Raw genomic sequence first — 14,316 nt, 5'->3', positions numbered from 1 at the left:
GGCCATGCGCCTATCATCGACATGCTCCACCGCCCGATATTCGCTCGGCGCGGGAGGAGATTATCATGGTTAAATACGGCATATCCCTGCTGGCGCTTAGCGCTGCCAGCCCCGTTTTCGCCCAGGCCCCCGAACAGATTTCGGACCTGAGCGGCAACAGCACCCCCATCATCGTCACCGCCTCGCGCGTAACCAGCGAAGCGCGCGAAATCGGCAGCGCGGTGTCGATCATCACCCGCGCCGATATTCAGCGCAACCAGATCATCTTCCTGAAAGATATATTGCAGGACGCGCCCGGCGTGCAGACGACGGCCGACCGGCCCGGCCAACTGACCAGCGTCCGCATCCGGGGATCGAACAATAATGAGATTCTCTGGCTGATCGACGGTATCGAACTGGGCGACCCCAGCGCGATCAGCACCCAGTTCCAGGCCGATCACCTGACCAGCCGCGACATCGACCGGGTCGAAATCCTGCGCGGCAACCAGAGCTCGCTTTATGGCTCCGACGCGGTCGGCGGCGTCATCAACATCATCACCCAGCGCGCGACCGAAGAAGGGCTGCAGGTCAATGCCGAGGCCGAAGCCGGTTCCTATGGCATGCGCAGCGGCGGCGCATCCTTGCTGGGCAAGAGCGGCGCGCTCGATTTCCGCCTGACAGCCACCGGCTATCGCCATGACGGCCCCTCGCTCGCCGATCCCCGCACCGCCAGCCCCGCAGGGTCCGCCACCGAAAAGGACGAATATCGCCGCTACGGCTTTAGCGGCCGGGTCGGCTATCAGGCGACCGACACCTTGTCGCTGCAGGCGATCGGCTATTGGTTCGATGCCTTCAGCGATCTCGACAATACGACGTCGGACAGCGACGATACCGCCAGGACGCGCGACTATGCCGCCGCAGGCCAGGCCAGCTACAAGAGCGTGGATGGCCAGTTCACCGCCGACCTGACCGCCAGCCGCTATGCCGCGCGCCGCCGCTATTTCGGCACCTGGAACCGGGCCGAGGGCGACCTGTTCCGTGGCACCAAGGACGAACTGACGCTGGCCCTCGCCTATGGCGGCACCGGCCCCATTAGCCTCGCCGCGGGCGGCAATTATGAGCGGGAGAAGACGACCCAGATCACCAGCTTCTCCGGTGCCTTCCCCGCCCGCGTCAACACGCGGTCGGCCTATGCCGAAATCGCGCTGCGGCCGGTCGCGGGGCTTACCCTGACCGGCGCGGCGCGGGTCGACGACAATAGCCGCTTCGGCACGTTCGATACCTATCGCGGCACGCTGGCTTATGCGCTGGGCGCGCTCAAGCTGCGCGCCAGCTATGGCACCGGGGCCAAGGCACCGGGCCTCTATCAATTGTTCGATCCCACTTATGGCAATCCGAACCTGCAGGTCGAAACCAGCCGGGGCGGCGATGTCGGCTTCGACCTGGCGCTGGCCGAAGGGCTGACCGCGCAGGTCAGCTATTTCTTCACCCGCAAGACGAACGAGATTAATTTCGACGGCAGCCGTCCGCCCTTTGGCGGCTATGGCCAGTTCGGCCGCACCCGCGCAGAGGGGATAGAGGTCGGCGTCACCGCCCAGCCGCTGCCCTGGCTCGGCCTCAGCCAGACCTATGGCTATACCGATCATGAGCTGGATAGCGACATGGACGGCACCTATGTCAACAGCGGCCGCCCGCGCTATACCGGCACCACATCGGTCATCCTGACCCCGGCCGAACGCGCGTCGATGACCGCGCGGATCCGCTATCATGATGGCGACTCGTCGGGCTTTGGCGGCGCGACTGAGGCCTATACGGTGGTCGACCTGCTCGCTTCCTACGGCATCACCGACCGGGTCGAGCTGTATGGCCGCGTCATCAACCTGTTCGATAAATGGTATCAGGTCAGCTACGGCACCCAGACGCTGGGCCTGTCGGCCTATGGCGGCGTGCGCCTGAGCTTCTGACCTTGATCCAGCCCCCGCCCTTCGTCTCGTCCCGGCAGGCCGTGTCCATCACGCCCGGCCTGCGCTGGGGCGAGGGCGGGGGCTGGGGAAAGCCCGTGCGATCAGCGCGGCTTGACCGCGCGGGCGATCGCCTGAGCCGCCTGCACATAGGCGGGGCCACCGCACACCGTCCATGCCTGCGGAATGGCGATGCGCGGGATGGTGCGCAGCGCGGGATGGTGCAGCATTTCGGTGCCCTGATCGGTCACCGTCTGCGTCGCGCTTTCGATGATCAGATAGTCGGGCCGCGACGCCACCATCTCTTCCAAACTCATCTGCGACAGAGCGGGCTTGCCCAAGCGGGTCGCGAGATTGGTGACGCCCGTGCGCGCCAGCAGGTCGTCGATCAACGTGCCCGATCCGGTCAGATAGCCGCGCCGCTGATAATAAGCCGCGACCGGCGCGCGCCGGGGCCGGGGCAGCTGCGCCAGATCCGCCTCCATCCGCGCGATCAGCGCCTCGCCGCGTGCGGGATGCCCCACCGCCTGCGCCACTTGCCGGATCGAAGCCAGGATGCTGGGGTAATTTTCCGCCGATTGCAGGTCGAGCGTGCGGAAGGGCAGGGTCTTGAACGGGGCGAGCGCCGGATGCCCGCGCGCAGGCAGGCCGATCACCAGATCGGGCCGCGCCGCCAGCACTTCCTCCGACGTGCCGCGCAGCATCGGCAGGCCGCGCGCCGCCTTAGCCGCCGCCGACATGTCGGGATCGCGCACATTGCTGGTCAGCCCGGCAATCTGCCCCCGGTCGGCCAGCGCCAGCACCAGTTGATCGGAACAGAGGTTCAGCGACACGATACGCTTGGGAACACCGCCACCCCGTTCCGCCGCCGCGCCGGGCAGGGCAACGCACAACAGGCAGGTAGCAAGGGCGAGCGAGCGCAATATCATCATCGCGCTTCCATAACGCCCCGGTGCCGTGACACAAGCAAGCCCGATCGGACCCCATGCGCCTGACCCATGAACCGCCCGCGCCGCGCCATCGCGCGCTGATGCCGCTGCTGATCGCCGGGGTGGTGATCGTCGCGGTCGCGTCGTTGCGGCTTGGCCCGGTGACGCTTTCGCTCGACCGGCTGCTGGCCGTGGTCATGGGCCATGGCGATCCGGTCGCGACCACCATATTGCTCGACCTGCGCCTGCCGCGCACGCTCATCGGCCTGTTGGTCGGGGCGATGCTGGGGCTGGCAGGGGCAGTGCTGCAGGGTTATTTGCGCAATCCGCTGGCCGAACCCTCGGTGCTGGGCGCGTCCAATGCCGCCGCCTTGGGCGCGGTTGCGGCAATCTATTTCGGCGTGGCGGGCTGGCATCCCGCGATGCTGCCCCTGCTCTCGATCGCCACCGGGCTGGTCGCGCTGCTGCTGCTTTTCACCCTGGCCGGGCGCGCGGAAAGCGCGTTGACGCTGATCCTCGCGGGCATCGCCGTATCGACGCTGGCCGGGGCGGGGATCAGCCTGGCGCTCAACCTCTCGCCCAATCCCTTCGCCGCGATGGAGATCATGACCTGGCTGATGGGATCGATTGAAAACCGGTCGTTCGATCATGTCTGGATCGTCCTGCCCTGCGTGATCATTGGCGGCGCGCTGCTGCTGATCGACCGGCGCGCGCTCGACGCGCTGACGCTGGGGGAGGATGGCGCGCGCTCGCTCGGCGTCGATCTGCGCCGCACCCGCACCCGCCTGCTGCTCGGCGTTGCGATTGGCGTGGGCGGGGCGGTGTCGGTGTCCGGCTCGATCGGCTTCATCGGCCTCATCGTGCCCCATCTCGTCCGCCCGCTGACCGATCGCAGCCCGTCCGCCATCCTGCTCCCCTCGCTGCTGGGCGGCGCGATCCTGCTGGTCGCCGCCGACATCCTCGTCCGGCTGATCCCCACCACCAGCGAGTTGAAGCTGGGCGTCGTCACCGCCTTCCTCGGCGTGCCCATCTTCCTGCTCCATCTGTTGCGGGAGCGGCGGACATGGTGACGATCCGGGTCGAAGGGCTATGCGCCCGGCTTGGCCGCCGCGCCGTGCTGCATGATATTGACGCGACGCTCGCCCCCGGCGCGCTGATCGGCATCATCGGCCCCAATGGCGCGGGCAAATCGACGCTGGTGCGGGCCATGCTCGGCCTCATTAACACGACGCGCGGCCGCGTGACGATCGACGGCCGCGCCATCGCCACCCTACCGCCGCGCGAGCGTGCCCGCGCCATCGCCTATCTGCCGCAGGGCCAGACGCTGCACTGGCCGCTCAGCGTCGAGCGGCTGGTCGCGCTTGGCCGCCTGCCCCATCTTGGCCCGATGTCGCGCATCGGCGCGGCGGACCATGACGCCATCGGCGCGGCGATGGCTCGCACCGATGTCGCCCATCTCGCCGGCCGCATCGCCACCGAATTGTCGGGCGGCGAGCGCGCCCGCGTCATGCTCGCCCGCGCGCTGGCGGTCGGCGCGCCGGGCCTTGCGGTGGACGAACCCCTCGCCGCGCTCGACCCCGGTCATCAGATCGACGTCATGCAGATGCTCGCGCGCGAGGCGCAGGTGGGCGGGCTGGTCATCGCCGTGCTGCACGACCTGTCCATGGCGGCGCGCTATTGCGACCGGCTGCTGCTGCTCGATCGCGGCACTTTGGTCGCCGATGGCGCGCCGGACGCGGTGCTGACGCAAGACCGGCTGCGCGCCGTCTATGGCATTACCAGCCGCATCGACCTTACCGCCACGCCGCCGCTGGTCGCCCCGCTCGATCGCTGGACCGCAGCGTCTGACCATGGAGAATAAGATGCCCCCAGCCGCCCCCTTCTGGTCCAGCCCCGCCGACTTCGACGCGGCGCTGCGCGCGCTGCCTGGTCCTGACATGGACGCCATCGCCGCCGCCGCCGCGCGGCAGGCGCAACTGACCAAGCCCGCCGGATCGCTCGCCCGGCTGGAGCAACTCGCGCTGTTCTTTGCCGGGTGGCAGGGGCGCGCGATTCCCGCGCTCGACCATGGCCGGGTGCTGATCTTCGCGGGCAATCATGGCATCACCGTCCATGGCGTCAGCGCCTTTCCCGCCGCCGTCACCGCGCAGATGGTCGCCAATTTCAATGCTGGCGGCGCGGCGATCAACGCGCTGGCCGCCGCTGCGGGCCTCGACCTGCGCGTCGTGCCGATCGACCTCGACCGCCCGACGGACGATTTCACGCAAGGCGCGGCGATGAGCGAGGCGGATTGCCTCGCGGCGCTGGCGATCGGCGCGGCGGCGGTGGAGCCGGGCCTCGACCTCGTGCTGCTCGGCGAAATGGGCATCGGCAATTCGACCGCCGCCGCCGCGCTCGCCGCGCGCAGCCTGGGCGGCAGCGCAGTTGATTGGGTCGGGCCGGGCACCGGCGTCGATGCCGACGGCATCGCCCGCAAGATCGCGGTGATCGACCGGGCGCTGGCCTTCCACGCCGACGCCCCGCTCACCCCGTTCGAAACGCTGCGGCGCGTGGGCGGGCGAGAGATTGCGGCGATGGCGGGCGCAGCGCTGCGGGCGCAGCAGTTGCGCATCCCGGTGATGCTCGATGGCTTCATCAGCGGCGCGGCCATCGCTCCACTCGCCGCCGCCCATCCCGCCATCACCGACCATTGCATCGCGGGCCATTGTTCAGCTGAACCCGGCCATGACCGGCTGCTCCGCCAGCTTGGCCTCGATCCGCTGCTGCGCCTTGGCATGCGGCTGGGCGAAGGCAGCGGCGCGGCGGTGGCGGCGAATATCGTGCGGTCCGCGCTTGCCGCCCATGCGCAGATGGCGACCTTCGCGCAGGCCGGCGTGTCGGGCGCGGCATGACGCCCCGGCTGCTTCATTTGCTGCGCCATGGCGCGCCCGACACGCCCGGCCTGCTGATGGGCCGCACTGATGGCGCACCGACGCAGGCGGGGATCGACGCCTGCCGCGCCCGCGCCAACAGTCTTGGCATGGGCGCGATCATCAGTTCCGACCTGACCCGCGCCAGCGCCGCCGCCGACGCCATCGGCCGCGACCATCGCCTGCCCGTCCTGCTCGACCCGCGCTGGCGCGAGCTGGATTTCGGTGCCTGGGATGGCCTTGCCCCCGCCGATGTCCCAGCCGAACCCTTCGCCCGCTTCCATGCCGATCCCGACGCCAGCCCGCCACCGGGCGGTGAGCGCTGGTCGATGCTGGTCGATCGCGTCGCTGCCGCCACCGCCGCGCTGACCGCCGACTCCACCCTCATCCTCACCCATGGCGGCGCGATGCGCGCGGCCATCGCCCATCATTGCGGCCTGACGCCCGCGCAAAGCTGGGCGTTCGATCTGCCCTATGCGTCTTTGCTGTCGCTGCGCCTGTGGCCCGGCCCGCAGCCTGCCGCGCAGATCATCGGCCTCTACCCATGAAGGGGCTGGTTCTCGCGCTCCAGTTCCTGACCCGCCTGCCGATGCCGCGCGTCACCGCCTCGGCGCAGGATTTCGCCCGGTCGATGCGCTGGTTCCCGGTCGTCGGCCTGATCCTCGGCGTGCTGATCGCCGCCGCCTGCGGGGTGGGGGCGCGGATCGACCCGTGGGTCGGCGCGCTGCTCGGCCTCATCGCCTGGGTCGGGCTGACTGGCGCGCTGCATCTCGACGGCCTGGGCGACATGGCGGATGCGGCAGGCGCGGCGCATAAGGACAGGGATCGGCTGCGCGCCGTGCTGGCCGACCCCCATGTTGGCAGCTTCGGCGTCGTCGCGATCGCGCTGCAACTCCTCGCCAAGCTGGTCCTGCTCCATGCGCTGGCCGATCGCGCGCATCTCGCCCCGCTGATCCTGATCCCCTTCGCCGCGCGGATCGCGCCGCTCTGGTGGACCCGCCTGCTCCCGCCGCTGCACGAAGGCCTCGGCACTGCCTTTCGCGGCGCGATCCGCCCGGTCGATCTTGCGCTCTGGGCCGCTGCGTGGCTGCTCGCCTGCTGGTGGGCACCCGGCTTGCTTGCCGCGCCGGTGCTGATGCTCGGATGGGGCCTGTGGCTGCGGCACCGGATCGGCGGTATTTCAGGCGACGGCCATGGCGCGGGCATCGAACTTGTCGAAAGCGGCCTCATGCTGGCGGTGCTGCTATGATAGACCGCTGGCACTGGCATGGCGGCGGGCTTGGCGCGGCGCGCGCCTATTTCGGTGAGGGCGATGCGCCGTGGATCGACCTGTCGACCGGCATCAATCCGCACGCCTGGCCCATCCCGCCGCTGGCGATCGACTGGGCGCGTCTGCCCGATGACGCGGCCCTGCGCGCGCTCGAAGCCGCCGCCGCTGCGCATTTCGGGGTCGATCCCGCGATGGTTTGCGCCCTGCCAGGCACCGAGATTGGCCTGCGCCTGATCGGCGACCTGCTGCCCGGCCCCGCCTGCCACATAGCGCCTGCCTATCGCACCCATGGCGAGATGATCGACGGCGGCACCCCGGTTAGCCGCGCCGATCTGGCCGAAGCCAACGACCAGACGCTGATCCTCGCCAATCCCAACAATCCCGACGGCTATCGCTTCGACCGTCCCGCCCTGCACGACCTGCTCGGGCGGCGCGGCGAAGGCTGGCTGATCCTCGACGAAGCCTTTGCTGACACCGACCCGGCGATCAGCTTTGCCGATCAAGTGGGTGACGACCGCCGCCTGCTGGTCTTCCGCTCCTTCGGCAAATTTTTTGGGGCAGCGGGCGTGCGGTTGGGCTTTCTGATCGCCCCACCCACGATCCTCGCCGCAGTCCGCCGCAAGCTCGGAGCCTGGCCCGTTGCCGCCCCGGCCATCGCCATCGGCACCGCCGCCTATCGCGACCAGCCCTGGATCGCCGCGACGCGCCAGCGGCTTGGGCAACAGGCGACGAAACTCGACGCGCTGCTGATCCGCTGCGGCTACCGCCCGATCGGCACCTGTCCCCTGTTCCGCCTGATCGAAACTGACGATGCCCCCGCCCTGTTCGATCATCTCGCCCGCCGCGCCATCCTGACCCGCCCCTTCCTCGAACAGCCCCGCTGGCTGCGCATCGGCCTGCCCGCCGATGCCGCGGCCTCCGACCGGCTCGAAGCGGCGTTGCGCCATGGCTGAGCCGGTCGCGCTCGTCGCGTTGATGCTCGACGCCGCGATCGGCTGGCCCGCCTGGCTCTATGCCCGGATCGGCCACCCGGTAGGCCTCTTTGCGGGCCTTATCGACGGGTGCGAGGCGCGCTGGAACCGCCCGCACGGACCCGACGCCACCCGCCGCACACTCGGCATCGCCACGGTCCTACTCCTCCTGATCGTCGCGGCGGGCGGCGGCTGGATCGTGCAGGCCGCCATTCTGCGCCTGTGCGGTCCCTATGGCTGGCCGCTCCTTGCCCTGCTCGCCTTTCCCGCGCTCGCCCAGCGCAGCCTGTTCGACCATGTCCGCACCGTGGCGCAGGCCCTTGCCGCAAAAGACCTGCCCCTCGCCCGCCAGCAAGTCGCCCGCATCGTCGGCCGTGATACCGACGCGCTCGACACCAGCGGCGTCGCCCGCGCCGCGATCGAAAGTCTGGCCGAAAGTTTCTGCGACGGCATCGCCGCACCGCTCTTCTGGCTGCTGCTGCTCGGCCTGCCCGGCGTCTGGGCCTATAAGGCGATCAACACCGCCGATAGCCTGATCGGCCATCGCGAACCGCGCTGGCGCGCGTTCGGCTGGGCGGCGGCGCGCAGCGACGATCTGCTCAACCTGCTGCCCGCGCGGATCGGCGGCGCGTTGATCTGCATCGCGGGCGGCGGCGGATGGCGCATCCTGCGGCGCGACGCGCGTGCCCATGCCTCCCCCAATGCGGGCTGGACCGAAGCGGCGATGGCGGGTGCCTTAGGCCTGCGCCTCGCCGGGCCGATCGCCTATGATGGCGTCGACCACTCCAAGCCCTGGATTGGCGATGGCAGGGCACAGGCCGATGCGGCGGACATCCACCGGGCATTGCGCATCACTATCCGCGCCTGCCTGCTGCTCTGGCTGATCGCGGGCCTGTGGGCATGGCTGGCATGAAGGGAAGACGATCATGACCATGGATCATAGCCTACTGGTGCTGGGCGGCGCGCGATCGGGCAAGAGTCGCTATGCGCAGGCGCGCGCCGAAGCGACCGGCCTCGACCGCTGCTTCATCGCCACGGCGCAGGCCTTTGACGACGAAATGCGCGACCGCATCACCCGCCACCAGCAGGATCGCGATGCCCTGTGGCATACGGTCGAAGCGCCGATGGCGCTGGCCGACGCGATCCGCGCCAACGCCGCGCCGGGCCGCGTGTTGCTCATTGATTGCCTCACGCTCTGGACCTCCAACCTGCTGCTCGCCGACCGGGACATCGATGCCGCGACCGACGATCTGGTCGCCGCCATCGCCGCCGCGCCCGGCCCGATCATCCTCGTCGCCAATGAAGTGGGCCTCGGCATCGTTCCCGACAATGCGCTCGCCCGCCGCTTCCGCGATGCCGCCGGCCTGCTCAACCAGCGGGTCGCCGCCACCGTGCGCGAAGTCCAGTTCCTTGCCGCAGGCCTGCCGCTGACGCTCAAGGGGGCCGCCCCTCTGGCGCAACCGGGCGCAACCGGCTAGGCGATCATGCCATGACCACCCGCGACGACCTGACCCTCGCCAATCGCCTCGCCGATGCGGCGGGCGAAGCCATCCGCCCCTTCTTCCGCGCCCGCTACGACATGGAATTGAAGGCCGACAAGTCGCCCGTGACCGAGGCCGACCGCGCCGCCGAAGCCGCGATCCGCGCGATCTTGGAAAAAGAGCGTCCAGGCGACGGCATCATTGGCGAGGAATATGGGTCGGTGCGCGAGGATGCCGAGCGGGTCTGGATTCTCGACCCGATCGACGGCACCCGCAGCTTCATCGCCGGACGGCCGATCTTCGGCACGCTGATCGCACTGACGCAGGGGGGGTGGCCGACCGTCGGCCTCATCGACCAGCCGATCGCGCGCGAACGCTGGGCGGGCATGTCGGGCCAGCCCACGACCTTCAACGGCCAGCCGATCCGCACCCGCGCCTGCCGCGCACTGGAAGGCGCGGGCATCGCCACCACCAGCCCGCATCTCTTCGCCGATGGCGACGTGCCCCATTATATGGCGCTAGTCGCGGCCGTCTCCGGCGGTGCGCCGCGTCAGGGGCCGGTCTATGGCGGCGACTGCTATAATTATGGTCTGCTCGCGTCGGGCTTCCTCGATATCGTCATCGAATCGGGCCTGCAAAGCTACGACTTCGCCGCTTTGGTGCCGGTGGTCGAAGGCGCAGGTGGCCTGATGTGCGACTGGAATGGCGAACCGCTGACGGCGGACAGCGACGGCCATGTCCTGGCGCTCGGCGACCCCGCCCGGCTGGAGGATGTGCTGGAAGCGCTGGCCAGCACCCCGCACGACCATGGTCACGATCATTAGAGCTTAAACTCACCCCGTTCGTCCTGAGTAGCCATTGAGCGAAGTCGGAGTCGCAGACGACCGAAGGGCAAATGGCGTATCGAAGGAGCAGGCGCAGTGCATGATGCTTCGATACGGGTCTTCGACTTCGCTCAGCCCCTACTCAGCACGAACGGAGTAAGAGGGACTGGGCACAACGCCCCTCACAGCCCCCTCAGAAAATCCCCAGAAACTTCTTCTTCTGGCTGTTCTGCTCGCTCTTGCTGCCCTCGCCCTTTTCGTCCTTCGCGGTCGTGCCCTGGCCGACATCATCGCGGGGATTGCCGCGCTTGGTGCGCTGCGCCACCGCATTGGCGCCGGACAGGATCGGGCCACAGGCCGCGCCCTTGGCATCGCCGACATCGGCGAAGGCCAGCACGGCAGCCAATGGCGTTCCGACCACGGCCAATCCCAACGCCGCCCCGCCCCGCGCCATCAGTTCGGGGCTGACGACCGCCATGCCGGGCTTGGCGAAATAGCCGTTGATGCCGATCGGCGACTGGCCGGAAAATAGGCTGATCTTCTTGCTGTCCGCGCGGAAGGCAATGTCCAGCCGCTCGTTGCGGAACGAAAATCCGCCCCGCCCGATCATGACATTCTTCTTGGTATCGATAAGGATCGGGTCCGCCGCCGCCACGCCGTTGCGCACGGTGAAAGCGATCAGCCCGCAGTTGATCTGCACAGGTTCCTTGAGCTTGCCCGCGAACATCTTGGTCGCGAAGGTGCCGATGTCGAGTTCCGACAATTGCACATTGCGCGCCCACATCGTCCCCGCAGGCAATATCACCGCGATGCGCCCGTTCGATGTCGCCAGCGAATCATGCAGCGTATCGCCAAGGCCCGTCATCTGTATCCGGCCCTTGATCGTGCCGGTGGTGCCCGATTGCTCCACGCCCCAGCGCGCCAGCAGCGTGCCCATCGGCGTCGGGGCCAAGCGAATATCGTAAGTTGTCCGCACCGGCGCGCCGCGCGCGTTGATCTCGATATCCGACGCGACCTGTCCGCCCGACATGGCGAAGGTCAGCGGCGACAGCGTCAACACGCTGCGATCCAGCTTCAGCGACAGGTCGATGTCGGAAATCGGCACATACTGCGCCCGCACCTTTTTGACCTTATACTGTACCCTGGCATCGAAATTGCGGATCGCCTCCACCCGCAACGGCGTATCGGGCAGCACGCGGGGCGTGCCCTGTACCGTCTCGATCGCGCCCGCCGCGCCCTGCTGCTCGATCTTGGCCGGGTCATAGCCGAAGAAAGGGGCCACATCGATGATGTCGAGCGTCTGGGTCGCCAGGTCCGCCGTCAGCAGCAGCCGATCATTGGGCAGCGATGCGGTGAAGCGGCCGGTCAGGTCGCTATCGCCAAAGCGCCCCTTCAACCGGGTGAAGCGCCATTCGTCGCCCACCTTGGTCAGCGCCGAGGTAAAGCGATAACGGCGCGTATCGGGCATCGCGGCACCCAGGAAATCGAAAAGCAGACTGAGGTTCGGCCCGCGCGTCACAAGCTGCAGGTCGCTGCCTTCCAATTCGGTCGCGCCGCGCAGCGTGCCGGTGACATCCACCACGGTTGCGCCAGCCTCCGCGCGCAGCACCAGACTGTTCTTGCCGCCCGACACCGTGGCATTGGGGGACAACAGGCTGCCCTTGAGGTCGAACGGCTTGCCGCGCATGTTGCCCGTGCCCGACAGCCGCACGTCGCTGGCAAAGCGGGTGTCCTTCGCCCGCACCGTCTCGAACCCGATATCGGCATTCAACTGCATTTGCGGATCGCGATAGCGCAGCGTCGTGCCTGCCAGCCGCGCCTGCCGGATCAGCGGCCATGTCATCGGCTCGCCATCCGAGTTCGGGTCGCCCAGCGTCCATGTATTCTGCTTGTGATCGCGCGACCATTCCAGGTCCACCGCGCCGTTGCGCAATTCCAGCCAGGACAGGCGCGCCCGGTCGCCGAAGAGCAGGCTGAACGGCGCGATCCGCGCATCGATCAGGTCGGCGCGGAACAGGTCGGGCTGGCTCGCCCAGGGCAGGTTGGCGATGCGCGCCTTTTCGGCGAGCAGCTTGATGGTGAACGGCGCGAAATAGAGCTGGAAATCGCCGCCCACGCGCACATCGCGTTCCAATTGGCTGCTGACGATTTGCTCGAACGGCCGTTTGAGGAAGCGCCCCTTGGTGATGAACAGAATCAGCCAGATCGCAAAGAGGAAGCCCAGGATGCTGAGCAGGATCTTCACCGGCAGCGGCAATCGGCGCCACCGTTCGCGCGCCCGCGTCGCGTGTCGGCGCACGGCGGCACCCCGTCCGGCCGTCGGCCGCTCTGTCATTTCGGGCTCAGCATCGACCATCGCGCGCTCAACGCGCCAGCGCGTCAAATGGCTCCCGCGTCCCCCAAAACGCGAATCGCTTGCCTTTTCCCCGGCCGCCCCTTATGGCGCGCCCTTCGCGATATTCAGTGGGACCGCCCGGCTAACTAGGGCTGCCGGGGCTGTCTGTAATCGTCGCGCTACGCAAAGGAGACGAAAATGCCCAAGCTCAAGACCAAGAGCGGTGTGAAGAAGCGCTTCAAGTTCACCGCTTCCGGTAAGGTCAAGCACGGCGTCGCTGGCAAGCGTCACCGTCTGATCAGCCATAACGCCAAATATATTCGCCAGAACCGTGGTACTTCCGTGCTTTCCGATGCCGACGTGGCTCACGTCCGCCTCTGGGCGCCCTACGGCCTCAAGTAAGGATTAGGGACATATGGCACGCGTAAAACGGGGTGTAACCACCCGCGCCAAGCATAAGCGGCTTCTGGTACAGGCGAAGGGCTATTATGGCCGTCGCAAGAATACCATCCGTATCGCCCGTCAGGCCGTCGAAAAGGCCGGCCAGTACGCTTACCGCGATCGCAAGGTCAAGAAGCGCAGCTTCCGTGGCCTGTGGATTCAGCGCATCAACGCGGGTGTCCGCGCTGAAGGCCTGACCTATTCGCAGTTCATGCATGGCTTGAAGCTCGCCGGTGTGCAGCTGGACCGCAAGGTTCTGGCCGACATCGCGATGCACGAAGGCGAGGCGTTCAGCGCCATCATCGCCCAAGCCAAGGCTGCCCTGCCCGCAGCCTAAGGCCGATCGGTCGCAAGATCGTCAAAAGGGCGCCGGGGCAGATGCTTCCGGCGCCCTTTTTGTTTTCCTACCATCCCAATCCCCGTTCGGGCTGTTCTGACAAGTCACTTGCCTTATCAGAATGTCGAAGCCCCGCACTTTCTTGAAGAAAAAGCGGCCCTTCGACAGGCTCAGGGCGAACGGATGTGATGAACCGCCAGCGTGAGGACCACCCCATGTCGCTGCATCTCTGGTGGCTCTATGTCACCGCCGTTTTCCTCATCTCCGCCACGCCGGGGCCGAACATGCTGCATGTGATGACGCAGAGCATCCAGCACGGCCCGCGCAAGGCGATGGCGACGATGGCGGGGCTGATGAGCGCGGTGCTGCTGTGCCTCGCCGCCTCGGCGCTGGGCCTTGGCGCGCTGCTCAAGACCTCGCCGCGCCTGTTCGACGTGTTGCGCTATGCCGGCGTCGCCTATCTCGTCTGGCTGGGGATCAAGGCCTGGCGCGCGCCGGTCGGCGCAGCCGCCGTCGCCGCACCCGCCCGTTCGCACCACGCCCTCTTCGCCACCGGCCTTTTGACCGGCCTCTCCAATCCCAAGCTCATCATCTTCGCCGCCGCGCTCTTCCCCCAGTTCATCGACACCGACCGCCCCTTCGGCGTCCAGCTCGCCATTCTGGTGCTGACCTTCTTGGTGATCGAGAGTTTCTGGTACAGCGTCTATGCGCTCGGCGGCCTCCGCCTCGCCCGCTGGCTCGCGCCCGCCAACCGCCAACGCCTCTTCAACCGCGCGACCGGCGTCATGTTCATCGGCTTCGGCGGCGCGTTGCTGGGGGCACGGGCGTAGCCGCAACCGTTGAAAAACCACCCCGTCATGCTGAACTTGTTTCAGCATC

At 68.0% G+C, this 14,316-nt stretch carries 15 protein-coding genes; 13 read left to right on the top strand and 2 right to left on the bottom strand.

Annotated features, from left to right (window positions below):
* Positions 1-65 precede the first annotated feature (65 nt).
* The gene (locus J2W40_RS13890) at positions 66-1,943 is read left to right on the top strand and encodes a TonB-dependent receptor plug domain-containing protein (protein WP_310225790.1); all 1,878 of its coding nucleotides are present in this window, start codon (positions 66-68) and stop codon (positions 1,941-1,943) included.
* 101 nt (positions 1,944-2,044) lie between these two features.
* Here the strand turns inward: J2W40_RS13890 and J2W40_RS13885 are convergent, their stop codons facing one another.
* Complete coding sequence (locus J2W40_RS13885) at positions 2,045-2,872, bottom strand: ABC transporter substrate-binding protein (RefSeq protein ID WP_310225788.1); 828 nt, start codon at positions 2,870-2,872, stop codon at positions 2,045-2,047.
* 53 nt (positions 2,873-2,925) lie between these two features.
* On the opposite strand from J2W40_RS13885, the gene J2W40_RS13880 reads away from it, so the two are divergent.
* The 9 genes from J2W40_RS13880 to hisN are packed head-to-tail and all read left to right on the top strand — an operon-like array spanning position 2,926 to position 10,324.
* Positions 2,926-3,939: a FecCD family ABC transporter permease gene (locus J2W40_RS13880; RefSeq protein ID WP_310225785.1), complete on the top strand. Its 1,014-nt coding sequence runs from the start codon at positions 2,926-2,928 to the stop codon at positions 3,937-3,939.
* Positions 3,933-4,730, top strand: coding sequence for an ABC transporter ATP-binding protein (locus J2W40_RS13875; RefSeq protein WP_310225783.1), 798 nt, complete (start codon positions 3,933-3,935; stop codon positions 4,728-4,730). Before J2W40_RS13880 ends, J2W40_RS13875 begins: the two co-directional genes overlap by 7 nt.
* Before the next feature lies 1 nt (position 4,731).
* Positions 4,732-5,760, top strand: a complete 1,029-nt coding sequence (gene cobT, locus J2W40_RS13870; protein ID WP_310225781.1) for a nicotinate-nucleotide--dimethylbenzimidazole phosphoribosyltransferase — start codon at positions 4,732-4,734, stop codon at positions 5,758-5,760.
* Positions 5,757-6,326: a histidine phosphatase family protein gene (locus J2W40_RS13865; RefSeq protein ID WP_310225779.1), complete on the top strand. Its 570-nt coding sequence runs from the start codon at positions 5,757-5,759 to the stop codon at positions 6,324-6,326. The genes cobT and J2W40_RS13865 overlap by 4 nt, the downstream gene beginning before the upstream one ends.
* On the top strand, positions 6,323-7,027 hold the full coding sequence (gene cobS, locus J2W40_RS13860) for an adenosylcobinamide-GDP ribazoletransferase (RefSeq protein WP_310225777.1): 705 nt from the start codon (positions 6,323-6,325) through the stop codon (positions 7,025-7,027). Before J2W40_RS13865 ends, cobS begins: the two co-directional genes overlap by 4 nt.
* On the top strand, positions 7,024-8,001 hold the full coding sequence (locus J2W40_RS13855) for a threonine-phosphate decarboxylase (protein ID WP_310225775.1): 978 nt from the start codon (positions 7,024-7,026) through the stop codon (positions 7,999-8,001). Before cobS ends, J2W40_RS13855 begins: the two co-directional genes overlap by 4 nt.
* Positions 7,994-8,932 (top strand): adenosylcobinamide-phosphate synthase CbiB, encoded by a 939-nt coding sequence (gene cbiB / locus J2W40_RS13850; RefSeq protein ID WP_310225773.1) that lies wholly within the window; start codon positions 7,994-7,996, stop codon positions 8,930-8,932. The genes J2W40_RS13855 and cbiB overlap by 8 nt, the downstream gene beginning before the upstream one ends.
* 19 nt (positions 8,933-8,951) lie before the next feature.
* The gene (gene cobU, locus J2W40_RS13845) at positions 8,952-9,497 is read left to right on the top strand and encodes a bifunctional adenosylcobinamide kinase/adenosylcobinamide-phosphate guanylyltransferase (RefSeq protein ID WP_310225857.1); all 546 of its coding nucleotides are present in this window, start codon (positions 8,952-8,954) and stop codon (positions 9,495-9,497) included.
* 11 nt (positions 9,498-9,508) lie between these two features.
* The gene (gene hisN, locus J2W40_RS13840) at positions 9,509-10,324 is read left to right on the top strand and encodes a histidinol-phosphatase (protein WP_310225770.1); all 816 of its coding nucleotides are present in this window, start codon (positions 9,509-9,511) and stop codon (positions 10,322-10,324) included.
* Positions 10,325-10,517: 193 nt separating this feature from the next.
* Here hisN and J2W40_RS13835 read toward each other — a convergent pair whose 3' ends face one another.
* The gene (locus J2W40_RS13835) at positions 10,518-12,680 is read right to left on the bottom strand and encodes an AsmA family protein (RefSeq protein ID WP_310225855.1); all 2,163 of its coding nucleotides are present in this window, start codon (positions 12,678-12,680) and stop codon (positions 10,518-10,520) included.
* Between the two features lie 177 nt (positions 12,681-12,857).
* Here J2W40_RS13835 and rpmI point away from each other — a divergent pair, with 177 nt between their 5' ends.
* The 3 genes from rpmI (at position 12,858) to J2W40_RS13820 (ending at position 14,267) form a co-directional block, all read left to right on the top strand.
* Complete coding sequence (gene rpmI, locus J2W40_RS13830; protein WP_004208916.1) at positions 12,858-13,061, top strand: 50S ribosomal protein L35; 204 nt, start codon at positions 12,858-12,860, stop codon at positions 13,059-13,061.
* 13 nt (positions 13,062-13,074) lie between these two features.
* Positions 13,075-13,437, top strand: a complete 363-nt coding sequence (rplT, locus tag J2W40_RS13825; RefSeq protein WP_037474806.1) for a 50S ribosomal protein L20 — start codon at positions 13,075-13,077, stop codon at positions 13,435-13,437.
* Between the two features lie 215 nt (positions 13,438-13,652).
* The gene (locus tag J2W40_RS13820) at positions 13,653-14,267 is read left to right on the top strand and encodes a LysE family translocator (protein ID WP_310225750.1); all 615 of its coding nucleotides are present in this window, start codon (positions 13,653-13,655) and stop codon (positions 14,265-14,267) included.
* The last annotated feature ends 49 nt before the right edge of the window (positions 14,268-14,316 follow it).

The organism is Sphingobium xenophagum (genome assembly GCF_031457465.1).
In the GTDB taxonomy this organism is placed as follows: Bacteria; Pseudomonadota; Alphaproteobacteria; order Sphingomonadales; family Sphingomonadaceae; genus Sphingobium; species Sphingobium xenophagum_A.
Note: the sequence above shows the minus strand (reverse complement) of the source record. Positions and strands in the feature narration are given on the sequence as shown.